This is a genomic window from Pseudomonas sp. KnCO4, assembly GCF_045344305.1.
Taxonomy (GTDB): domain Bacteria; phylum Pseudomonadota; class Gammaproteobacteria; order Pseudomonadales; family Pseudomonadaceae; genus Aquipseudomonas; species Aquipseudomonas anuradhapurensis.
Window position 1 is genome coordinate 3695306 of sequence record NZ_CP174199.1, and the last position, 22410, is coordinate 3717715.

Sequence of the window (22410 nt, forward strand, 5' to 3'; positions counted from 1 at the left end):
ATGCGACTGACTGCACTGCTGCCCCTGTCCCTGGCCCTGCTGGCTGCCCCGGCCCTGCAGGCCGAAGAGTTGCCCAAGGCGATTCAGCAACTGCAAGCCAAGGGTGCCGTGATCAAGGGCAGCTTCGCTGCGCCCGACGGCCTGCGCGGGTACGCCGCCCAATACCAGAACAACGCCCTGGCCCTGTACCTCACCCCGGATGGCAAGCATGTACTGGTGGGCAGCCTGTTCGACGAACAGGGCAAGGACCTCAGCGCCGAGCCGCTGAAACAGCTGGTGTATGCGCCGATGAGCAAGGCCCTCTGGGCGAAGATGGAGAACACCGCGTGGATCGCCGATGGCAAGGATGACGCGCCACGCAAGGTCTACCTGTTCAGCGACCCCAACTGCCCGTACTGCAACATGTTCTGGGAACAGGCGCGGCCGTGGGTGGAGTCGGGCAAGGTGCAGTTGCGCCATATCATGGTCGGCATCATCCGCGAGGACAGCCCAGGCAAGTCGGCCGCGCTGCTGGCGGCGAAAGACCCGGCCAAGGCCCTGCATGAACACGAAAAGGCCGGCAAGGCCAGCACGTTGAAGCCGCTGACGCAGGTGCCGGAGGCGGTGCAGCAGAAACTGGCGGCGAACATGGCTTTGATGGAAGAAATGGGGCTGCAGGCAACCCCGGCGATCTTCTATCAGGATGAGCAGGGCAACCTGCAGAGCCAGCAAGGGGCGCCGCGGCCGGAGCTGCTGGGCAAGATTCTCGGCAAGCGCTGAGCGATTGGCCGCCCGTTCCGGCCTATTCGCGGGCACGCCCGCTGCCCCAGGTGCAGCGCCGCTCACAAGGCCGGTGCAATACCTGTGGGAGCGGGTTCACCCGCGAAGAATCCAGCGCGCTGCATGGCACCGGCTGCGCCGGTGTTCGCGGGTAAACCCGCTCCCACAGGGACAGCGCAGGTCTTGTCTATTCAGGTCACAACCCCTCAAGCTCGGCCATCAGGTCACTCAGCCGATCGACCTTGTCCTCATCCAGCGCACTGCCCTGCAGACCCTGCACATGTTCGGCCAGCTCCGCCACCGTGCTGCACTCGAACATTGCCCGCAGCGGCACGTTCAACTGCAGCTGCTTCTGCACCTGCGAGGCGATCCGCGTAGCCAGCAGCGAATGCCCGCCCAGCTCGAAGAAGTTGTCGTGCATCCCCACCCGCTCGACCTTGAGCACATCGGCCCAGATTTCCGCCAGCAGCGCCTCCAGCTCATTGCGCGGGGCCTGGTACGCCTGGCTGTGCTGGCCGCCGATGTCGATGGCCGGCAAGGCGTTGCGGTCGAGCTTGCCGTTGGCGTTGTGCGGCAGGCTGTCGAACCAGCCCCAGTGCAGCGGTACCATGTACTCCGGCAGCTCGGCCCGCAGGCGCTGCTTGAGTTGCTCCAGCAACGCAGCATCGGCGCTGATGCCCTGATGCGCCACCAGGTAACCGACCAGGTACTTGCCATTGACGCCCTCCTGCACGCCAACCGCAGCATCGCGGATCTCGACCTGCTCGTGTAGGCGCGCCTCGATCTCGCCCAGTTCGATGCGGTAGCCACGAATCTTCACCTGATGGTCGATGCGACCGATGTACTCGAGCACACCATCCGGGCGCTGCCGCGCCAGGTCACCGGTGCGGTACAAGCGCTCGCCTGCTGCGCCATGCGGATGCGGGATGAACGCCAGCGCGGTGCGCGCCGGGTCGCCGACATAACCGCGGCCAACGCCGGTGCCGGCCACGCAAAGTTCTCCCACCGCCCCCAACGGCACCAACGCCAGCTCTTGGTCGAACAGGTAAAGGCGGTTGTTGTCGGTCGGCCGGCCAATCGGCAGGTAGCTGCCGTGGGTGGAGCCAGCATCGACGCGGAAGAATGCTACGTCGTCGGAACACTCCGCCGGGCCGTAGGCATTGACCAGGCCGATCTGCGGGTAACGCTGCAACCATTGCGCGGCCAGCTCCGGCGGCATGGCTTCGCCGGTCGGCAGCATCCAGCGCAGGCCGTCGAGGGCCTGGTGGTCGCTGGCCAGCATGCCCTGGATCAGCGACGGCACGCTTTCCAGCACGCTGATGCCGGTGGCCCGTACATGCGCCAGCAGCGCCTGCGGGTCATGGGCGATTGCGTTCGGCACGATCTCCACCCTGGCGCCGAACAGCGGCGCGGCAAGGAACTGCCATACCGAGATGTCGAAGCTCTGCGAGGCGGTCTGGGCGATCACGTCGTGCTCGGTAAGCGCCAGGTAGGGAACCTTGCTCAGCTGGTTGTTGAGCATGCCGCGCTGCTCGACCATCACCCCTTTCGGCAGGCCGGTGGAGCCCGAGGTGTAGATCACATAGGCAAGGTTGCCCGGCGCGCTATGGATGCCAGGGTTGTGGCTGGCCAGCGGGCTCGCCTGGACATCTTCCCACACCAGTAATTGCGGGCGTGCCGCTGCTTCCAGCGCTTCCAGCAACTGCCGAGCTTGCCCGGCACAGGCCGCGCTGCACACCAGCACCGGGGCGCGGCTGAGCTGGAGAATACTTTGCAGGCGCGCCGACGGCAGGCCCGGGTCCAGCGGCAGGTAGCCGGCGCCGGCCTTGAAGCTGCCGACGATCATGCCCAGCAATGGCAACCCGCGCTCGGCCAGCAGCGCCACTGGTTGGTCAACTCGCACACCCGCCGCAATCAAGGCATGGCCCAGGCGGTTGGCCGCCAGGTTCAACCCGGCATAGTCATAGCTCGCCTCCAGGCAGCGCGCCACGGTACGTTGCGGGTGCGCCGCCACCTGCGCCTCGAACTGGGCGATGTAGCTCTGTTCCAGCGGGTAGGCGCGGCTGGTGCGGTTGCAGTCCTCGAGCAGGAAGCGCTGTTCCTCGGCGCCCAGCAGCGGCAGCGCACTCACCTCCCCGGCAAAGCCTTGCACCAGCGCCAGCAGCAGGCGCTTGAACTCGGCCAGCAGGCGCTCGACGGTCGGGTAGTCGAAATAGCGCTGGTCAAACGACAGGTGCAGGCCCAGTTCATCGCCCGGGTAGCACACCGCCGTCAACGGGAAGTTGGTGTGGGTGCGGCCCGAGTCGGAACTGGCGTTGAGCTGTTGGGCATGGTCGAGCACGGCGGTTTCGACCGGCGCGTTCTCGAACACGAACAGGCTGTCGAACAGCGGCTGGCCCTTGGGCAGTTCGCTGCACTCCTGGATCGCCACCAGCGGCAGGTATTCGTACTCGCGCAGCTCCATGTTGCGCTCCAGCAGGCCTTGCAGCCACTGGCGCACGCTGCAACGCTGGCCGGCCGCCGGCAACTGCACGCGCAGGGCGACGCTGTTGATGAACAGGCCGACCGTACGCTGCATCTGCGGCTGGCTCACCGGCCGCCCGGCCACGGTCACGCCGAACACCACATCACGGTCACCGCTGTAGCGCGCCAGCACCAGGGCCCAGGCCGCCTGGGCAAAGGTGTTGACGGTGAGCTGGTGAGCCTGGGCCAGTTCGCGCAGGCGCACGCCGTCGTCTACCGCCAGGCGGGTATGGCAGTCACCGACGACCATGCCGCTGCCGGCGTGGTCGTGGCGGAGCGGGCGGTCACTGGGAATGGCGGTGGCGCGCTCGAAGCCGGCCAGGCTGGCCTGCCACCAGGCGCGGGCATCGTCCAGGCCCTGGTGTTGCAGCCAGCCGATGTAGTCGCGGTAGCGCGGCGGCACCGGCAGTTGCGCCTGCCGGCCCTCGCCGAGGGCCTGGTAGATTTCGAAGAAGTCGTTCATCAACAGCGAGCGGCACCAGGCATCGATCAGGATGTGGTGGTTGCTCATCATGAACCAGTAGCGCTCGTCGGCCACGCGCACCAGGCGCAGGTGGAACGGCGCTTCGCTGAGCAAGGCGAAGCCAACCTCGCGTTCCTGCTTGTGCAGGGCCTGCAGGCGCTGCTCCTGGGCGTCCTCATTGAGGTCGCGCCAGTCCTGGTAATCCAGTGGCGTGTTGCCGGGTTTATGGATGATCTGCAGCATCGCCTCGCCGCTGTTCCAGCTGAACGATGCGCGCAACGCCTCGTGCCGTGCCACCACCGCTTGCCAGGCCTGGGCGAAGCGTTCAGGGTCGAGGGCACTGTTGATGCGGTAGCGGTCCTGCATGTAGTAGAGGCCGGTGCCCGGTTCCAGCAGGGTGTGCAACAGCATGCCTTCCTGCATCGGCGTCAGCGGGTAGACGTCCTCGATCTGCGCAGCCGGCACCGGCAAGGCGTCGATCTGCGCCTGGGTCAGGTGCGCCAGCGGGAAGTCGGACGGCGTGAAGCTGCCGTTGCCATCGGCCAGGCAATGCTCGACCAGCGCCAGCAACTCCTGGCGATAGGCCTCGGCCAGGCTGGCGATGGTGCGCTCGTCATAGCGCTCGGCGCTGAATGTCCAGCGCAATTGCAGGGCACCGCCATACACCTGGCCATCAACACTCAGCCAGTTAGGCAACGGCGCATCGGCAGCGTGGGCCTGGCCGGCCGGGGCGTCCAGCGGTTGCAACAGCGCCGCGCCGTCAAACTGCTGGTCGAACTGGCCCAGGTAATTGAAGGTGATACGCGCCTGCGGCAAAGCCGCCATCTGCTCGCGCACCGTCGCATCGGCCAGGTAGCGCAGCACGCCGTAGCCCAGGCCTTGGTGCGGCACCTGGCGCAGTTGCTCCTTGATGCACTTGATCGAAGCGGCCCGCGCCGCATCGTCCTCGCCCGGCAGTGGGCGCAGGCTGAGTGGGTAGGCATTGGTGAACCAGCCGACGCTGCGGGTCAGGTCCATGTCTTCGAACAGCCCGTCGCGGCCATGGCCCTCGAGTTGCACCAACACTGCCTCATCGCCGCTCCAGCGGCATACGGTGCGCGCCAGCGCAGTCAACAGCAGGTCGTTGACCTGGGTGTGGTACGCCGCCGGGGCCTGCTGCAACAACTGCCGGGTCTGCTGCGCATCCAGGCCGATGGCCAGGGTGCGGGCATGGCGCTGCAGGTTGCCACCCTGCGGGTGATCGCACGGCAGTTCGCGACGCACGCCCGCCAACTGGCCTTGCCACCAGCCCAGTTCGTCGCGCAGCGAGTCGCTGCCGGCATAGCTGGCCAGGCGGGCCGCCCAGTCACCCATGGTGTGCGTCTTGGCCGGCAGCGGCTGGCCACGGTACGACGCCTGCAGGTCTTCCAGCAGCACCCGCCAGGACACGCCATCCACCACCAGGTGATGGATCGCCAGCAACAGGCGCTGGCTGCCCTGCCCGTCACGCACCAGCAGCGCGCGCAGCAATGGGCCTCGCTGCAGGTCGAGACTGCGCTGCAGGTCGGTGTACAGCGCCTGGCAATCGGCGAAGTCGGCAACCGTCGCGCTCCACAGCAATTGCCCGGCGCCAGGCTGGGCGTAGGCGGCCTGCCAGCGGCCGTTGGCCTCGCTGAAACGCAGGCGCAGGCTGTCGTGGTGCCGCACCAGGGCGGCCAGGGCCTGCTCCAGTGCCGCTTCGTCCAGCGCTTGGCGGGCTTGCAGCAACACCGCCTGGTTCCAATGCTGCGGCTGCGCCAGGTCGGTGGCGAAGAACCAGTGCTGGATCGGGGTCATGCCGACCGGTCCCTGGCGCAGGCCCTGGTCGATGCTGCTGGTGGCTTCGCTGTGGCGAACGACGGCCGCCAGGGCCTGGATGGTCTGGTGCTGGAACAGGTCGCGCGGGGTGAACTGCAAGCCGGCCTGGCGGGCCCGGCTGACCACCTGGATCGACAGGATCGAATCGCCACCCAGTTCGAAGAAGTTGTCCTGCACGCCGACCCGGGCAAGGTTCAGCACGGCGCACCAGATCTGCGCCAGTTGCGCTTCAAGCGCATTGCCAGGGGCCTGGTAGTGCTGGCAAGCCTGCTCCAGCTCTGGCAGCGGCAGCGCGCGGCGGTCGAGTTTGCCGTTGCCCATCAGTGGCAGGCGGTCGAGCAGGACCAGCTGGGCAGGCACCATGTAGTCCGGCAAGTGCCGCCGGGCATGGGTCTTCACCGCTTCACGCAGCCGGCCCTGGGCCGCGCTGTCGGCCGTTGCCTGCCGGCATACCAGGTAACCCACCAGTTGCTTGCCACCCGGCAGGTCGAGCGCCAGCACCACGGCCTGGTCGACCTCGGCATGCGCCTGCAGGCAGGTTTCGATTTCCCCGAGTTCGATGCGGAAGCCGCGAAGCTTCACCTGCTGGTCGGCACGGCCAAGGTACTCGACCAGGCCATCGCTGCCCAGGCGCACCAGGTCACCGGTACGGTACAGGCGCCCGCCCGCGGCACTGAACGGGTCGGCGACGAAGCGCTCGGCACTGAGGCCCGGGCGGTCGTGGTAACCCTGGGCCAGGCCGGCACCGCCGACATACAGTTCACCGATGCCGCCTTGCGGCAATAGGGCAAGGTTTTCGTCAAGGATGTAGGCCGTGCGGCTACCGACGACACGGCCGATCGGCACGCTGCCAAGCTCCGCCGGCAGCGTGTCCGGTGCCAGGCAGGCCAACGGCATGACCACCGTTTCGGTCGGGCCATAGGCATTGAACAGCTGCTGCGGCGCAAACGCCTGGCGGATGCGCTGCAGGTGTTCGCCGCTCAGCGCTTCGCCACCGGTGATCACCAGGCGTACCGGCAACTGCTCGTCCTGCCCGGCCAGGTACTGCGCCAACTGGCTGCCGTAGCTGGGGGTAAAGCCGAGGATACTGACCTGTTGTTCACGCACCAGCTGGCAGATGTCTTCTGCGCCCCACTGCCCCTGGGCGCGCAGCACCACACGAGCGCCGCACAGCAGCGGCGCCCACAGGCGCTCGCTGGCAGCATCGAAGTTGATCGAGTAGAAGTGCAGCTCGCAGTCGTCACTGCGCATGCCAAATGCCGAGATCACCGCCTGGCAGTGCATGGCGAATTCGCCGTGGCTGACGATTACCCCCTTGGGCTTGCCGGTGGAGCCGGAGGTGTAGATCAGGTAGGCCGGGTGCTGCGCCAGGTTGCGGTTGTCCAGCGGCGCGGCGCTGTAGGCCGACAGGCTGGCGGAGTCGTCTTCCAGGCTCCAGCACACCACCCCTGCGGGCAGCTCGCCAAGGCTTTGCAGCAGCGCGCGCTGGCTCAGCAGCAGGCCGATGCGGCTGTCTTCGATCATGAAGCGCAGGCGGTCCAGCGGGTACTCCGGGTCGAGCGGCACGTAGGCGCCACCGGCCTTGAGGATGGCCAGCAAGCCGACCACCATGTGCAGCGAGCGCTCCAGCGCCAGGCCCACGCGCACCTGCGGGCCGACCCCGCGCTCGCGCAAGGCGCGGGCCAGGCGGTTGGCTTGCTGGTCGAGCTCGGCATAGGTGAGGTGCTGGCCGGCAAAGGTCAGCGCAGCGGCGTGCGGGGTGCGCGCTGCCTGGGCGGCGAACAGGCCATGCAAGGTCTGGTCGAGGTTCCCATGCTCGCCGGGCAACGGGCCCGCCAGCACCTGCTGCTCGGCGCTGACCAGCATCGGCAGCTCGCACAGGCGCTGTTGCGGGTCGTCCAGCAGGCCGCCCAGCAGCTGCTGCCAGTGCTCGGCCATGCGAGCGATGCGCGGCTCGTCGAACAGGTCGCGGCTGTAGGTCAGGCAGCAGTCGAGGCGGCCATCGAGGTCGGTCACCTCCAGGTACAGGTCGAACTTGGTGGCGCTGGCATCGTTGACCAGGTAATCCACCTGCATGCCGGCCAGCGTACGGCTTTGCTGGAAAGCCCAGCGCTGGACGTTGCACATCACCTGGAACAGCGGGTTGTAGGCGCTGCTGCGCGGTGGTTGCAGGGCTTCCACCAATTGCTCGAATGGCAGGTCCTGGTGCGACTGGCCCTCGATGGCAGCCTGGCGCACCTGCTCCAGCAAGGCATGGGCAGTCATCTGCCCGTCAACCTCGCAGCGCAGCACTTGGGTATTGAGGAACGCACCGATCAGGCCTTCGCTTTCCGGGCGCATGCGGTTGGCCACCGGCGCGCCGATGCGCAGGTCGCGCTGGCCGCTGTAGCGATGCAGCAAGGCGGCCAGGGTGGCGGTCACGGTCATGAACAGGGTCAACCCGCGCTGGCGGTTGAAGGCGTGCACGCGGGCGACCAGCGCCGGGTCCAGTTCGAATCGGTACAGCTCGCCACGGTGGCTCTGCACCGGCGGGCGTGGGCGGTCGGCGGGCAGCGCGAGCACCGGGTGCTCATCGCCCAGGCGCGCCTGCCAGTAGGCCAGCTGGCGCGCACCCTCGCCACTTTCCAGCCATTGCCTTTGCCACAGGCTGTAGTCCAGGTACTGCACCGGCAACGGCGGCAGTGGCGATTCGCGGTCATCGACGAACGCCTCGTATAGCTCGCCCAGTTCGCGGGCAAAGATGTCCATGGCCCAGCCTTCGGTGACGATGTGGTGCAGGGTCAGCACGAAGAAATGCTCGCGCTCTGCGGCCTTGACCAGGCAGGCGCGCAGCAGCGGGCCGCGCTCCAGGTCGAAGGGCTGGTGCGCCTGGTCGTCGGCCAGTTGCTGCAGGCGTTGCTGGCGGGCTTCGGCAGGCAATGCGCTGAAGTCCTGCCAGTCCAGCTGCAGGCGACCATCTTGTGCCACGCACTGGTACGGCACGCCGTCAATGCTGGGGAAGGTGGTACGCAAGGTTTCATGACGCACCACCAGCGCCTGCAGCGCACGCTCGAAGGCTTCCACATGCAGGGTACCGCGCAGGCGCGCCATGCCGCCGACGTTGTACGCCGGGCTGTCCGGCGCCATCTGCCAGAGGAACCACATGCGCTGCTGCGAGTACGACAGCGGCACGGCCTGGCGACGGTCGACGCGGGCGATCTCGCCTTGCAGGTTGCGCTCGCCGGCGGCACGGATACGCGCGATCTCGGCACAGAAGGCGCCCAGCTCGCTGGCATCGAACAGGGCCTTGAGCGGCAGCTCGACATCACAGGCCTGGCGCGTACGCGACACGATCTGGGTGGCCAGCAGCGAGTGGCCGCCGAGGGCGAAGAAGTCGTCCTGCAGGCCGACGCGCGGCAGGTTCAGCACCTCGCACCAGATGGCCGCGACCTGCTGCTGCAATGGGCTGTGTGGCGCGACGTGCTCACGCTGCTGCCACACCGGGGCCGGCAGCGCCTTGCGCGCGACCTTGCCGCTGGGGCCCAGCGGCATCTGCGCCAGCGGGATGAGCTGGGCCGGCACCATATAGGCCGGCAACCGGTCGGCCAGCACGGCCAGCAACTCGGCTGGCTGGGCGCTGCCGCAGTAATAGCCGAGCAGTTGCGCGCCGATGGCATCCTGGTGCACCAGCACCAGCGCCTGTGTGACGCCCGCTTGCGCCAGCAGGCAGGCCTGGACTTCCTCGGGCTCGACGCGGAAACCACGCACCTTGACCTGCTGGTCGAGGCGGCCGAGGTATTCCAGGGCCTCGCTCTGTACCTGCCAGCGGGCACGGTCGCCACTGCGGTACAGGCGTTCGCCATGGCCATCGGCCCGGGGCACGAAGCGCTCGGCGGTAAGGCTCGGGCGGCCCAGGTAGCCACGGGCCAGGCCGGCGCCGCCGAGGTACAGCTCGCCCGGCACACCGGGGGCAGTGAGTTCAAGTTCGTCGTCCAGCACCCGGCACAGCACATTGGCCAACGGGCGGCCGATCGGCGAACGCTCGCCATCCGCCGCCTGGCAGTGCCAGTGGGTGACGTTGATGGCGGTTTCGGTCGGGCCGTAACGGTTGTGCAACTGCGCCTGTGGCAGCACCTGCAGCACACGGTCACGCAACGCCGCGGGCAGCGCCTCGCCCCCGGAAAACACCCGGCGCAGACTGGTGCAGGCCTGCGCCAGCGGTTCCTGGATGAAGACCTGCAGCAGAGGCGGCACGAAATGCAGCGTGGTCACGCCATGGGCCTGCACCAACGCGGCGATGCGCTGGGGGTCGCGGTGCTCGCCGGGGCCAGCGAGCACCAGCTTGCAGCCTGTGGCCAGCGGCCAGAAGCATTCCCACACCGAAACATCGAAGCTGACCGGCGCCTTCTGCAGCAGCACGTCGCTGTCGTCCAGGGCATAAGTGGCCTGCATCCATTGCAGCCGCTCGGCCAACGCCGCGTGGGTGTTGCCTACGCCCTTGGGTTGGCCAGTGGAGCCGGAGGTGTAGATGACATACGCCAGGTTGTCGCCGTGCAAGTGCAGCCCGGGTGCATGGCTGGGCCAGCTGTCCAGGTGCAGCTGGTCGAGGGCGATGGCGCTGACCCCATCGACCTGCGGCAGCTTGCCCAGCAGGCCGCTATGGCTCAGCAGCAGGCCGGCGCCGCAGTCGGCGAGCATGTAGGCCAGGCGCTCGGCCGGGTAATCGACATCCAACGGCACATAGGCGCCACCGGCCTTGAGGATCGCCAGCAGGCCGACCAACAGTTGCGGCGAGCGCTCGATGGCAATGGCCACACAGGTATCGGGGCCGACCCCCTTGTCCCTGAGGTAATGGGCCAGGCGGTTGGCTTGCTGGTGCAGCTCGGCATAGTCCAGGCTGCCCCCCTGCCAGACCAGCGCGATGCGCTGCGGGGTGTTGCGCGCCTGTTCATTGAGCTGCTCGACCAGCAGGCACTGCGGCGCTACGGCCGGTGCCTGGCCCCAACCCAGCAGTTGCCTGCGGCCTGGCTCGTCGAGCAGCTGCACCTCGCCCAAGGCCCGTTGCGGCGCAGCGCAGACTTGCTCCAGCAGGGCCAGCAGGTGCTCGGCCAAGCGCTCGATGGTAGTGGCCTCGAACAGCCCGGCGGCATAGTCGAAAGCCAGGCTCAGGCGGCCCTGGTGGTCTTCTTCGCTGTGCAGCTGCAAGTCGAATTTGACCTCGCGGCTGTGCCACGGCAATTCTTCGACGAGCAGGCCAGGCAGGCGGCGCAGGGCCGACAGGTCACGTTGCTGGTGGTTGAACATGACCTGGAACAGGCCTTGTTCGCGCGCCCCGGGCATGGCTTCGACCAGTTGCTCGAACGGCAGGTCCTGGTGGGCCTGGGCTGCCAGTGTGGCTTGGCGCACCTGGGCCAGCAACTGGCTGAACGGCAGGCGGCCATCGAGTTGCGCACGCATTACCTGGGTATTGATGAAGAAACCGACCAGGCCCTGGGTTTCCAGGCGCGGGCGGTTGGCGTTGGGCACGCCGACGCGGATGTCGGCCTGGCCGCTGTAGCGGTGCAGCAGCGCCTGCCAGCCGGCCAGCAAGACCATGAACAGGCTGGCTTGCTGCTCGCGCGCCAAGCCCCTGAGCGCCTCGGCGAGGCCGGCTGGCACCTGCACCTGCAACCGGGCGGCCCGCTGGTCGCGTTGGCTGGTGCGCGGCTGGTCGGTGCACAAGTCGAGCACCGGCGTTTCCTCGCCCAGGCGCGCCTGCCAGTAGTGCAACTGACGCTCGGCCTCGCCGGCGGCCAGCCATTGCCGTTGCCAGCTGGCGTAATCGGCGTAGCCGAGGGGCAGCGGCGCCAGGTTGGCCTGCTGGCCCTGGCAGTGGGCGGCATATAACCTGGCGAATTCATCCAGCAGGATATTCAGTGACCAGCCGTCAGCAACAATGTGGTGCAGGGTCATCCACAGCTGATGGTCTTCATCACCCAGGCGCGCCAGGGTCACCCGCAGCAGCGGGCCCTGGGTCAGGTCGAAGGGCTGGCAGGCTTCTGCCTCGCGCTCGGTGATGACCCGGTCGGGTGGCTGGCCTGCGAGGTCCAGGCGGCGCAGCTGGAATGGCGCTGACGGGAGGATGTGTTGCAGGGCTTGGCCGTGCTCTTCGCTGAACACGGTGCGCAGTGACTCATGGCGCTGCACCAGTGCCTGGAAGGCCGCTTCCAGGGCAGCTTCATCCAGCTCGCCACGCAAGTGCAGGCCAGCCGGAATGTTGTAGGCCGCCGCCTGCGGCTGCAACTGCCACAGTAGCCACAAGCGGTTTTGCGCCAGTGACTGGGGCAATGCCCGGGCGCGCGCCAGCGGGGCGATGGCAGTGGCTCGGGCGCCGTCGGCAGCGAGCAGGGCGGCCACTGCCTGGCTGTAGTCGGCCAGCACGGGCGCCTCGAACAAGGTGGCCAGGTTGAGCGAGATGCCCAGCTCGTCGGCCAGGCGAGCGGTGGCCTGGGTGGCGGCAATGGAGTTGCCGCCCAGCAGCAGGAAGTGGTCGTCTGCCGCCACCGCCTGCACCTTGAGGATGTCGCACCATACGCTGGCGATGCGTGCCTGTAGCGCATCAGCGGTTGCCGGGCGGGCGTCGGCTGGGTTCTGGTCAGGGAACCGGGCATAGCAATCCAGGCTGCCATCGGCCATGCGCACGCGGCAGGCCGAGCGTTGCAGCTTGCCGCTGGAGGTCTTCGGCAATGCGCCGGGGTTCAGCAGCAGGACCACCGCCGGGGCCTGGCGGCAGGCATCGGCGACGACCTGGCGCAGGGTCTTGATCAGGTCGTCGGGCTTGAGCGCCTTCTGCACGTTGCGGCTGACTTCGACTGCCACGCCGATGCCCTCCTCACCCTGCTGCTCGACGGCAAATACTGCCACCCGGCCTTTGCGCAGCACCTCGACTTCGCGTTCCAGGGTTTTTTCCAAATCCTGTGGGTAGAGGTTCTGCCCGCGTACGATCAGCAGGTCTTTCAAGCGCCCGCTGACGAACACTTCGCCTTCGCGCATGAAGCCCAGGTCGCCGGTACGCAGCCAGGTCTGGCCGTCCATTTCGACGAACGTGCGGGCGCTGGCTTGCGGGTTGCGCCAGTAGCCCCGGGCGATGCTCGGGCCGCTGGCCCAGATCTCGCCGACCTGGTTGTCGCCCAGCACCTGCAGGCGTTGCGGCTCGACGATACGCACCGCATGCCCCGGCTGCGGGTAGCCGCAGCTCATCAGCACGCTGCCCTGGCCCGGCTCGGCGCGGTTGGCGGCGAAAGCCTCGGCGTCCAGTTCCAGCGCGGCGATGCCCTGGCCACGGCGGCTACCGCTGACGAACAGGGTCGCTTCGGCCAGGCCGTAGCTGGCGAAGAAGCTCTGCGGGTCGAAGCCGCAGGCGCGGAACTTGTCGGCGAAAGTGGCCAGGCTGTCCTGGCGGATCGGCTCGGAGCCGGAATAGGCCACGCGCCAGCGGCTCAGGTCGAGCCCGGCCAGGGCGGCCGTGCTGACCCGTTCGCTGCACAGGCGGTAGGCAAAGTCGGGGCCACCGCTGATGGTGCCGCCGTACTCGCTGATGGCCTGCAACCAGCGCAGCGGGCGGGCCAGGAAGTAGCCCGGCGCCATCAGCACGCAGGGCACACCGCTGAAGATCGGCTGCAGCAGGCCACCGATCAGGCCCATGTCGTGGTACAGCGGCAGCCAGCTGACGATGACGTCGTCGGGGTTGAGGTCGATACCGAAGCCGCGGCGGATCAACTGCTCGTTGGCCACCAGGTTGCCATGGCTGACCTGCACGCCCTTGGGCAGCGCGGTGGAGCCGGAGGTGTACTGCAGGAAGGCGATGTCATCCCCCGTCAGGGCCGGTTCGCGCCAGTGCGCAGCCAGCGCCGGGTCCAGGCGGTCGACCGCCAGCAGCGCAGGGGCGTTGGCCCTGCTCAGCGCCTGCAGGCCTTGCAGGCTGCCTTCCAGCGCCGCCACGGTCAGCAGCAGGCGCGGTTCGGCGTCGTCGATGATCGACAGCAGGCGTTGCTGATGGTGCTGGCGCGTCGACTCTGGCGGGTAGGCCGGCACCGCGATCACGCCGGCATACAGGCAGCCGAAGAACGCCGCCACGTAGTCCGGCCCGCTGGGGAACAGCAGCACCGCACGCTCGCCGAAACCGGCCCGCGCCTGCAACGCAGCGGCGATGGTGCGCGCGCGCTGGTCGAGTTCACGGTAGCTGAGCACGGCCTGCTCGCCGGGAGCGTCGGCGAGAAAGCGCAAGGCGATCCGCTCCGGGGTATGTGCGGCGCGTTGCGCCAGGGCCTGGACCAGCGAGAGCGGGAGTTCGAAGGCGTCCGTCATGGGGTGTTCCTGCCAGTGTCGGGTGGGGGGCGGGCCGGCTGCTGCGCAAACCTGGGCGAGCAGCGTACGGCGGCCGGATGTACACAGGGGAACGTATGGGCAGGGGGAGAAATTAGCGGGGCCTGGCTTGCCAGCTGTGGCGCCTGGGAGATCGCGCGCCGCGCGGGCGGCGCGCGATCTCCCAGGCGCCACACCTCCCAAGGCATGCCTCCCGAAACCACAACTCGGTCGTAATAATTACATTTCTCATTTGACAATCATTATCACTATTAATAGGTTGTCGCACGTCATAGGAAGCTTCCCACAGCTGGAAGCCTCCTTTCCCCTCTGTGACAAGGTGACTTCCATGGCGGAACAACTATCCACAAGTAAGTGCGATTCACCATTACTGCAGGCCTTCGTCGACAATCGCAGCATCCTGGTCAAGATTGCCGCACGCATCACCGGCTGCCGCTCGCGCGCCGAAGATGTGGTGCAGGATGCCTTTTTCCGGCTCAGCGCGGCCCCGCAGATCACCTCGTCGTTCAAGGCGCAGCTGAGCTACCTGTTCCAGATCGTGCGCAACCTGGCCATCGACCACTACCGCAAGCAGGCGATGGAGTTGAAGTACTCCGGCAGCGAGGAAGAAGGCCTGAATGTGGTGGTGCAGAATGCCTCGCCCGAGGCCACCCACATCAACCTGGCCGCGCTGGATGACATTGCCGAGGCGTTGAACCAGCTGCCGCAGCGCACCCGCTATGCCTTCGAGATGTACCGCCTGCACGGGGTGCCGCAGAAGGACATTGCCAAGGAACTGGGGGTGTCGCCGACGCTGGTCAACTTCATGATCCGCGATGCACTGGTGCACTGCCGCAAAATGGCCGGTCGCCAGGCCTGACCCTTCAAGACTACCGAGGGTATGTGGAAGTGGGCCCCGCGGGCACCGGCGCAGCCGGTGTCAGGCACCGTGCCACGCGCTTCGCGGGAAAAGCGCAGCTACACCTCCCCGGCCCTCAAACCAATTCACAGCGCTCGAAAAACCGCTCCCGCCCCAGAATCATCAGCGCCGCCCGTTTGTGCGGGAAGTCGAACTCCTTGTCGCAGTGGAAGCACTGGTCGTGCAGGTATCCGATCATCTTGCCGTTGTCGGCACGCGGCTCGGCCACCACCCGCTGGGTACGCGGGTCGTCGAGGAACAGGTAGTGCACCAATGCCGATAACCAGCTGGCCACCTTGTGCGGCCCGCGATGGCGCTCCTCTCCCACCAGCATGTGGATGCCGCGATCGTAGTCATCGACCGGGTAGAACGGCGCAATACGGTCCTCCTTGGCCCAGTAGGCTTCAAAGTAGGCAAACGGCTCATCGTCGAAACAGCCGATCAAGGTCAGGGCATGCGGGTCGGCCTGGAGTTTGCCGAGGTACTCGCGGTGCTGCGCCAGCGTGCCACCCTCCTGCCAGAACGCCTCCACGCGCGGGTTGTTCTGCCAACGGTTGAAGCGCTCCAGGTCCGCCTCGATTTCCAGGGTGCGCAGCGACACCCAACTGCCCAGGCGCGCATCGAAACGCCGGTACACCTCGCCACGGGGCTTGGGCGCGCGGCGCGGGTGGCGCTTGCCGTTGCTGAGCTGCATCTGCTGCGGGTACGCCACACCGCCCGACTCGCCCAGCCAGGGCTGTGGCAACTGCCAGAACAGCGCGCGCTCGCACAGGTACTGGCCAGGTTGCTCGGTGGCCAGCAGCAGGCCACTGAGCAATGCCTGCGTGGGCACCTCCGGCAGGTGCCAGGCCAGGCGCTGGCAAGCGCTGTCGCGGGACAACAACCAATAGCAGGCCGCCCATAACGCCTGCTCGGGGCGCTGCGGGCACATGCGTTCGGGGTAAAGCTGCAAGGTTGCGCCTGCCTCCAGGCGCACGCGGAGCAACGGGCGGCCTTCTAGGGACAGGCTCAGCCAGCTGTTCCCCTCCTCGGCACTGAGGCTGCGCCAGCACGGCGCGAAATGGGGCTGCGAAGCGGCATCGAACGGCATGGGCTTGGCTCACGGCAATGAAGAAAAAGGCTCACTGCTGAAAACGTTGCCAGCCGGCGGGAATTTAGTCGCGCGTGGGGACCAGCGTGATGCGGTAGGGCTCGAAGATCCGCGCCAGTTCGCCGCTGTCGCGCAGGCCGCGCAGCAGCGTCGCGAACGACTGCTCGCCGATCGGTGCGCCAGGGCGCAGCAAGGCATAGTGGTGGTAGACCTGGTCAATCCGCTGCGAAGACACCAGCTGCTCGCGGCTGGCCGGGTTGCGCGCGAGGAAATCGCTGAGGTAGGAACGCGTGACCAGGGCAATGTCGGCACGCCCGGCCTGCACCATCAACAGGTTGCTGTCATGCGAATAGGTCAGGGTCGCGTTGTAGGTCTTGCGCAGGTAGTCCGGGTCCGGGTTGAAGCCGGCGAACGCATAGTGATAACCGTTGAACAGCGCCAGGCGCTTGCCGCGCAGGTCGTCGAAGTAATGCTGATCACGGCCATTGGCCTGGCGGGCGACGAAGACTTCGGCATCTTCCAGGCCCATGTCCACGGTCTGGTGGGCAATCTGCTGCCAGCCCCATTGCGGGTTCTCGAAAATGGCCATGTCGGTACGGCCTTGCTGGAAATCACCAAAACGCCGCTGGATCGACGTCGGCACCAGGACAAAGCGGTATTGCTGCTGCGCGCGGTTCAGTGCATCGACCAGCTGAGGCAGCAGACCCGTGTCGGCGCCCTGCTCGGGGCGCACCGTGTAAGGCGGGAAGTGTGCCGCGCCGACCTTGACCTCGATGGCATCGGCCGCCCGGGCAGGCGCCGCCAGCCAGAACACAGCCAGCAGTATCAGTGTGGAAAAGGCCTTGAGGCCGGGCGTTGGAATCAAGACGGACACTCATACGGTTCATGCCTGGGTACGCCTAAGCTAGGCGTTTTCCCGCTTGGACACAACTGCCGGTTGCGCTGTCGTTGCGCCAAACCCGGGGGCAAATTGCCAGGGGGTGCCGGATGCCCAGAGTTTGGCTACGCTCTAGCAGGATCTGCAAGGGAGCCTGGTATGGGCCAGTGGTTGGTGATCGACCTGGAAGCCACCACCGATGTGGGTGGGTGGCCGGTCACAGAGATGGAAGTCATTGAAATCGGCGCAAGCCTGGTTACCCGCGAAGGCCGCGAAGTCGACCACTTCCAGCGCTTCGTGAAACCCCGTCGGCGGCCACAGCTCACCCCGTTCTGCCGCGAACTGACCCACATCAGCCAGGCCAGCGTGGACAGTGCCGCGCCCTTTCACGAGGTGTGGGCAAGTTTCGAGCGCTGGCTCGGGCACCACCGTGGGCAGCTTCAGGCCTGGGTCAGCTGGGGCGACTACGACCGCCAGCAGTTGCACCAGGAATGGCAACAGCACGGGCTGGACAGCCTGCTGCGGACCCTGCCGCACATCAACCTCAAGCAACGCTTCGCCAAGGCCCGCCACCTGCAACGGCCAACCGGCCTGAACGGCGCCCTGCAACTGGCCGGCATGCACTTTTGCGGGCAGCAGCACCGGGCCCTGGAGGATGCGCGCAATACCGCACGGCTGCTGCCCTTGAGCCTGCCTGCCAATGGCGCCTGAAAGCAGATGACGGGGCTGGTGGGCTTGGGCATACTGGCCAGCACTTTTTCATCCCCTTTTTCAGGAGTCGCCCATGTTCAAGGTCAACGAGTACTTCAACGGCACCGTCAAGTCGATCGCCTTCGCTGGCGAAGAAGGCCCGGCCACTGTCGGCGTGATGGCCCCGGGCGAATACGAGTTCGGTACCGCCAAGCGCGAGATCATGCATGTGGTATCGGGTGCGCTGACCGTGAAACTGCCGGGTAGCGACAACTGGGAAACCTTCAACGCCGGCGACAAGTTCAACGTGCCGGCCGACAGCAAGTTCCAGCTGCAGGTGAAGGTGGATACCGCCTACCTGTGCGAGTACCGCGACTAAGCGGTAGCCTGACCCGGCCTCTTCGCGGGCTTGCCCGCTCCCACAGGTTCACTACAAGCTTGCGGGCCTGTGCAGTACCTGTGGGAGCGGGCAAGCCCGCGAAGAATCCAGCACTAATCCTTCAGGAATGCCGCAACCTTCTCAGCCGCCGCCTGCAAGTGCTGCTCATGGCTGAACCCCGAAGCCTTCAGCGGCTTCAGGTCATGGTCCGCCGCCACCAGCCAGCTCACCTCGATGGCCGGCGACAGCACATAGCCTGCCACCGTCTCGCGGTTGCCCAATGCATCCCGCTCGCCCTGCACGATCAACGTCGGCGTCTGCAGTTCGGCCAGGTGCTCGACCCGTGGCTTTTCCGGCTTGCCCACCGCATGGAACGGGTAACCCAGGCACACCAGCGCATCCACCTCCAACGCGTCGGCCACCAGGCTGGCCATGCGCCCGCCCATGGACTTGCCGCCCACAGCCAACCGGCCCGTGACCAAAGGTCGCACCTGCCGGTACACCTCGCGCCAGCATTCGAGTAACACCTTCTGCGGGTTCGGCGGCCGCTTGCCACCCCCTACCCTGCGCTCGGCCATGTACGGGAACTCGAAGCGCACCACCGCCACCCCAAGCGCTGCGAGCCTTTGCGCCATTTCCTCCATGAACCCGCTATCCATCGGCGCACCTGCGCCGTGGGCCAGGATCAGGCAGCCCTTGTAGCCACCGTTGCCGTGAACCTGTGGTGGATCGCAGCGCAAGCCTGGGACATTTCCGACCTTCGCCCATTGATCCCCGTCAATACCGGCACTTTGCCCATTAATCATGCTTGCCTCGCTGTAAAGCCTGCCAAATAACCGTGGATGGGAACCCATACATGAACACAACCAGCAGTACCGCCTATAACTACAAGGTGGTCCGCCAATTCGCCATCATGACGGTGGTGTGGGGAATCGTCGGGATGGGGCTCGGCGTCTTCATCGCCGCCCAGCTCGCCTGGCCTTTCCTCAACTTCGACCTCCCCTGGACCAGCTTCGGCCGCCTGCGTCCCCTGCATACCAATGCGGTGATCTTCGCCTTCGGCGGCTGTGCGCTGTTCGCCACCTCCTATTATTCGGTGCAACGCACCTGCCAGACCACCCTGTTCGCACCGGGCCTGGCCGCGTTCACCTTCTGGGGCTGGCAACTGGTGATCCTGCTGGCGGCCATCAGCCTGCCGCTGGGCTACACCAGCTCCAAGGAATACGCCGAACTGGAATGGCCGATCGACATCCTGATCACCATCGTCTGGGTGAGCTACGCCATCGTGTTCTTCGGCACGCTGATGAAGCGCAACACCAAGCACATCTACGTCGGCAACTGGTTCTTCGGCGGCTTCATCCTGACCGTGGCGATGCTGCACGTGGTCAACAACCTGGAACTGCCAGTCAGCCTGACCAAGTCGTACTCGCTCTATGCCGGCGCCACCGACGCCATGGTGCAGTGGTGGTATGGCCACAACGCGGTGGGCTTCTTCCTCACTGCAGGCTTCCTGGGGATGATGTACTACTACGTGCCCAAGCAGGCCGAACGCCCGGTGTATTCCTATCGCCTGTCGATCGTGCACTTCTGGGCACTGATCACCCTGTACATCTGGGCTGGCCCGCACCACCTGCACTACACCGCCCTGCCCGACTGGGCACAGTCGCTGGGCATGGTGATGTCGCTGATCCTGCTGGCACCGAGCTGGGGCGGCATGATCAACGGCATGATGACCCTCTCCGGCGCCTGGCACAAACTGCGCAGCGATCCGATCCTGCGCTTTTTGGTGGTGTCGCTGGCGTTCTACGGCATGTCCACCTTCGAAGGCCCGATGATGGCCATCAAGACGGTCAACGCCCTGTCCCACTACACCGACTGGACCATCGGCCACGTACACGCCGGCGCCCTCGGCTGGGTGGCGATGATCTCGATCGGTGCCCTGTACCACACCATCCCGAAAGTGTTCGGCAAGGAGCGCATGTACAGCATCGGCCTGATCAACGCGCACTTCTGGCTGGCCACCATCGGCACCGTGCTGTACATCGCCTCGATGTGGGTCAACGGTATCGCCCAGGGCCTGATGTGGCGCGCGGTCAACAGCGACGGCACGCTCACCTACTCGTTCGTGGAAACCCTGGTGGCCAGCCACCCAGGCTTCATCGTGCGCTTCGTCGGCGGTGCGATCTTCCTCAGCGGCATGTTCCTGATGGCCTGGAACACCTGGCGCACCGTGCGTTCGCCGGCGCTCGATGTCGCCCCTGCGAACGCCCAGCTGGCTTGAGGAGACCTGCCTGATGAAACATGAAGTCATCGAGAAAAACGTCGGCCTGCTGGCCCTGCTGATGGTCTTCGCCGTCAGTATCGGCGGCCTGACCCAGATCGTCCCGCTGTTCTTCCAGGACGTCACCAACAAGCCGGTGGAAGGCATGAAGCCCTACACCGCGCTGCAACTGGAAGGCCGCGACATCTACATCCGCGAAGGCTGCGTAGGCTGCCACTCGCAGATGATCCGCCCGTTCCGCGCCGAAACCGAGCGCTACGGCCACTACTCGGTGGCCGGCGAGAGCGTCTGGGACCACCCGTTCCTGTGGGGCTCCAAGCGTACCGGGCCGGACCTGGCGCGGGTCGGCGGCCGCTACTCGGACGACTGGCACCGCGCCCACCTGTACAACCCGCGCAACGTGGTGCCGGAGTCGAAGATGCCATCGTACCCGTGGCTGGTGGCGCAGCCGGTGGACAACAGCCACACCGACACCAAGATGCGCACCCTGCGCACCCTTGGCGTGCCGTACAGCGACGACGACATCGCCGGGGCCCGCGACGCGGTCAAGGGCAAGACCGAGATGGATGCCCTGGTCGCCTACCTGCAGGTGCTCGGCACCGCGATCAAGAACAAGAGGTGAGTGCGATGGTAATGGACATCGGCATGATCCGCGGCCTCGGTACCCTGGTGGTGATGATCGCCTTCATCGGCCTCACCCTGTGGGTATTCAACCGCCGCCGCGACCGTGATTTCGCCGAAGCGCGGCTGCTGCCCTTCGTCGACGACCGCCTGCCCGCCGCCGGGCAGGAACCTGCTGTAAGGAGCAATGGGCAATGACCACCTTCTGGAGTACCTACATCAGTGTGCTGACCATCGGCAGCCTGATCGGCCTGACCTGGCTGTTGCTCGGCACCCGCAAGGGGCAGAGCAACAACACCACCGACCAGACCATGGGCCACAGCTTCGACGGCATCGAGGAGTACGACAACCCGCTGCCGAAGTGGTGGTTCTGGCTGTTCGTCGGCACCCTGGTGTTCTCGGTCGGCTACCTGATCCTCTACCCGGGCCTGGGCAACTGGAAAGGCATCCTGCCGGGTTATGAAAATGGCTGGACCGGGGCCAATGAATGGCAGAAGGAAATGGCCAAGGCCGACGCCAAGTTCGGCCCGATCTTCGCCAAGTACGCGGCCATGCCGGTGGAAGAAGTCGCCAAGGATCCCCAGGCACTGAAGATGGGCAGCCGCCTGTTCGCCTCCAACTGCTCGGTATGCCACGGCTCCGACGCCAAGGGTGCCTACGGCTTCCCCAACCTCACCGACAGCGACTGGCGCTGGGGCGGCGACGCGGAAACCATCAAGGCTACGATCATGAATGGCCGCCACGGCGTGATGCCGGCCTGGGCCGAAGTGATCGGCGAGCAGGGCGTGGCGGATGTGGCGGCGTTCGTGCTGGCCGACCTCGGTCAGCGCAGCCTGCCGGAAGGGGCCAAGGCCGACACCGCCAAGGGCAAGGCCATCTTCGCTGCCAATTGCGTGGCTTGCCACGGGCCTGAAGGCCAGGGCACCCCGGCCATGGGCGCGCCAAACCTGACCCACCCGCAGGCGTTCATCTATGGTTCGAGCTTTGCCCAGTTGCAGCAGACCATTCGTTATGGTCGCCAGGGTCAGATGCCGGCGCAGGCGGAGATCCAGGGCAACGACAAGGTGCACCTGCTGGCGGCCTATGTGTATAGCCTGTCGCAGGATGCTGCTGGCGAAACCGTGACTGCCAAGTGAATTTGCCGAAAGAAATTCGGCGCCTGTGAGAGCGAGCGCCGCCCGCGCGGCGCATCGCGGATAAATCCGCCCTACAGTTGCAACGTGCCGAACCTGTTGTGCCATGGTCGCCTGCCATGGCTGTAGGAGCGGATTCATCCGCGATGCGCCGCGCGGCCGGCGCTCGATATCTGCCTCCCCGCAAAAATCAAACCCTCCAGCTGCGTTCCCCGGCACCCTGCCCGCCCTACCCCTCCCCCTTGCACCCCCTCCGAACAGAACTAAGCTTGTTGCCTCAGTGGGCTTCGCTGCGAAAGCAGCGAAGCAGACGCGGCGCATGGCCTGTCGCCGTCCCGACAAAAGCCTGACCGATCGATCAGAAAAATATGAAAAACGGTACACATTACAAATATTTATTTGTGTACAATCGATCAGGCCCGATTACTGCGGGACATCAGTTGACGGGCTCGGGCACGGGTCGGCGTACCAAAGTTGCGTTGCGGTAACCCCGGTGGTTATCAATACTGGCGCCGAT

12 protein-coding genes are annotated in these 22410 nt (G+C 66.3%); 8 read left to right on the forward strand and 4 right to left on the reverse strand.

Annotated elements, in window-relative coordinates:
- A complete protein-coding gene (gene dsbG / locus ACJA3S_RS17260) occupies positions 1-759 on the forward strand; it encodes a thiol:disulfide interchange protein DsbG (protein ID WP_186688318.1) in 759 nt (252 codons plus the stop codon).
- Positions 760-955: 196 nt separating this feature from the next.
- Here the strand turns inward: dsbG and ACJA3S_RS17265 are convergent, their stop codons facing one another.
- Complete coding sequence (locus tag ACJA3S_RS17265) at positions 956-13906, reverse strand: non-ribosomal peptide synthetase (protein ID WP_406819407.1); 12951 nt, start codon at positions 13904-13906, stop codon at positions 956-958.
- 346 nt (positions 13907-14252) lie between these two features.
- Here ACJA3S_RS17265 and ACJA3S_RS17270 point away from each other — a divergent pair, with 346 nt between their 5' ends.
- A complete protein-coding gene (locus ACJA3S_RS17270) occupies positions 14253-14783 on the forward strand; it encodes an RNA polymerase factor sigma-70 (protein ID WP_225778588.1) in 531 nt (176 codons plus the stop codon).
- 115 nt (positions 14784-14898) lie between these two features.
- Here ACJA3S_RS17270 and ACJA3S_RS17275 read toward each other — a convergent pair whose 3' ends face one another.
- Entirely contained in the window at positions 14899-15912 is a 1014-nt protein-coding gene (locus ACJA3S_RS17275) for a GNAT family N-acetyltransferase (RefSeq protein WP_406819408.1), read from the reverse strand.
- Positions 15913-15976: 64 nt separating this feature from the next.
- The gene (locus ACJA3S_RS17280) at positions 15977-16777 is read right to left on the reverse strand and encodes a substrate-binding periplasmic protein (RefSeq protein ID WP_406822269.1); all 801 of its coding nucleotides are present in this window, start codon (positions 16775-16777) and stop codon (positions 15977-15979) included.
- Positions 16778-16948: 171 nt separating this feature from the next.
- Between ACJA3S_RS17280 and ACJA3S_RS17285 the strand changes: the two genes are divergently transcribed.
- Both ACJA3S_RS17285 and ACJA3S_RS17290 read left to right on the forward strand, forming a co-directional pair.
- Positions 16949-17500 carry an exonuclease domain-containing protein gene (locus ACJA3S_RS17285; RefSeq protein WP_406819409.1) on the forward strand — a complete coding sequence of 184 codons (552 nt, stop codon included), beginning with the start codon at positions 16949-16951 and terminating at the stop codon, positions 17498-17500.
- A gap of 73 nt (positions 17501-17573) precedes the next feature.
- Positions 17574-17858: a pyrimidine/purine nucleoside phosphorylase gene (locus tag ACJA3S_RS17290; RefSeq protein ID WP_054884096.1), complete on the forward strand. Its 285-nt coding sequence runs from the start codon at positions 17574-17576 to the stop codon at positions 17856-17858.
- A gap of 113 nt (positions 17859-17971) precedes the next feature.
- On the opposite strand, the gene ACJA3S_RS17295 is transcribed toward ACJA3S_RS17290, so the two are convergent.
- Positions 17972-18664 (reverse strand): alpha/beta family hydrolase, encoded by a 693-nt coding sequence (locus ACJA3S_RS17295; RefSeq protein WP_170030915.1) that lies wholly within the window; start codon positions 18662-18664, stop codon positions 17972-17974.
- Positions 18665-18714: 50 nt separating this feature from the next.
- Here ACJA3S_RS17295 and ccoN point away from each other — a divergent pair, with 50 nt between their 5' ends.
- The 4 genes from ccoN to ccoP are packed head-to-tail and all read left to right on the forward strand — an operon-like array spanning position 18715 to position 21896.
- The gene (gene ccoN / locus ACJA3S_RS17300) at positions 18715-20139 is read left to right on the forward strand and encodes a cytochrome-c oxidase, cbb3-type subunit I (RefSeq protein ID WP_170030917.1); all 1425 of its coding nucleotides are present in this window, start codon (positions 18715-18717) and stop codon (positions 20137-20139) included.
- Positions 20140-20152: 13 nt separating this feature from the next.
- Positions 20153-20761 (forward strand): cytochrome-c oxidase, cbb3-type subunit II, encoded by a 609-nt coding sequence (gene ccoO / locus ACJA3S_RS17305; protein ID WP_186674828.1) that lies wholly within the window; start codon positions 20153-20155, stop codon positions 20759-20761.
- Between the two features lie 5 nt (positions 20762-20766).
- Positions 20767-20958: a cbb3-type cytochrome c oxidase subunit 3 gene (locus ACJA3S_RS17310; protein WP_170034235.1), complete on the forward strand. Its 192-nt coding sequence runs from the start codon at positions 20767-20769 to the stop codon at positions 20956-20958.
- A complete protein-coding gene (gene ccoP, locus ACJA3S_RS17315; protein ID WP_406819410.1) occupies positions 20955-21896 on the forward strand; it encodes a cytochrome-c oxidase, cbb3-type subunit III in 942 nt (313 codons plus the stop codon). Before ACJA3S_RS17310 ends, ccoP begins: the two co-directional genes overlap by 4 nt.
- Positions 21897-22410 lie beyond the last annotated feature (514 nt).

Coding starts and splice junctions, on each gene's coding strand:
- dsbG (WP_186688318.1), top strand. CDS start 1: ATGCGACTGACTGCACTGCTGCCCCTGTCCCTGGCCCTGCTGGCTGCC.
- ACJA3S_RS17265 (WP_406819407.1), bottom strand. CDS start 13,906: ATGACGGACGCCTTCGAACTCCCGCTCTCGCTGGTCCAGGCCCTGGCG.
- ACJA3S_RS17270 (WP_225778588.1), top strand. CDS start 14,253: ATGGCGGAACAACTATCCACAAGTAAGTGCGATTCACCATTACTGCAG.
- ACJA3S_RS17275 (WP_406819408.1), bottom strand. CDS start 15,912: ATGCCGTTCGATGCCGCTTCGCAGCCCCATTTCGCGCCGTGCTGGCGC.
- ACJA3S_RS17285 (WP_406819409.1), top strand. CDS start 16,949: ATGGGCCAGTGGTTGGTGATCGACCTGGAAGCCACCACCGATGTGGGT.
- ACJA3S_RS17290 (WP_054884096.1), top strand. CDS start 17,574: ATGTTCAAGGTCAACGAGTACTTCAACGGCACCGTCAAGTCGATCGCC.
- ACJA3S_RS17295 (WP_170030915.1), bottom strand. CDS start 18,664: ATGATTAATGGGCAAAGTGCCGGTATTGACGGGGATCAATGGGCGAAG.
- ccoN (WP_170030917.1), top strand. CDS start 18,715: ATGAACACAACCAGCAGTACCGCCTATAACTACAAGGTGGTCCGCCAA.
- ccoO (WP_186674828.1), top strand. CDS start 20,153: ATGAAACATGAAGTCATCGAGAAAAACGTCGGCCTGCTGGCCCTGCTG.
- ACJA3S_RS17310 (WP_170034235.1), top strand. CDS start 20,767: ATGGTAATGGACATCGGCATGATCCGCGGCCTCGGTACCCTGGTGGTG.
- ccoP (WP_406819410.1), top strand. CDS start 20,955: ATGACCACCTTCTGGAGTACCTACATCAGTGTGCTGACCATCGGCAGC.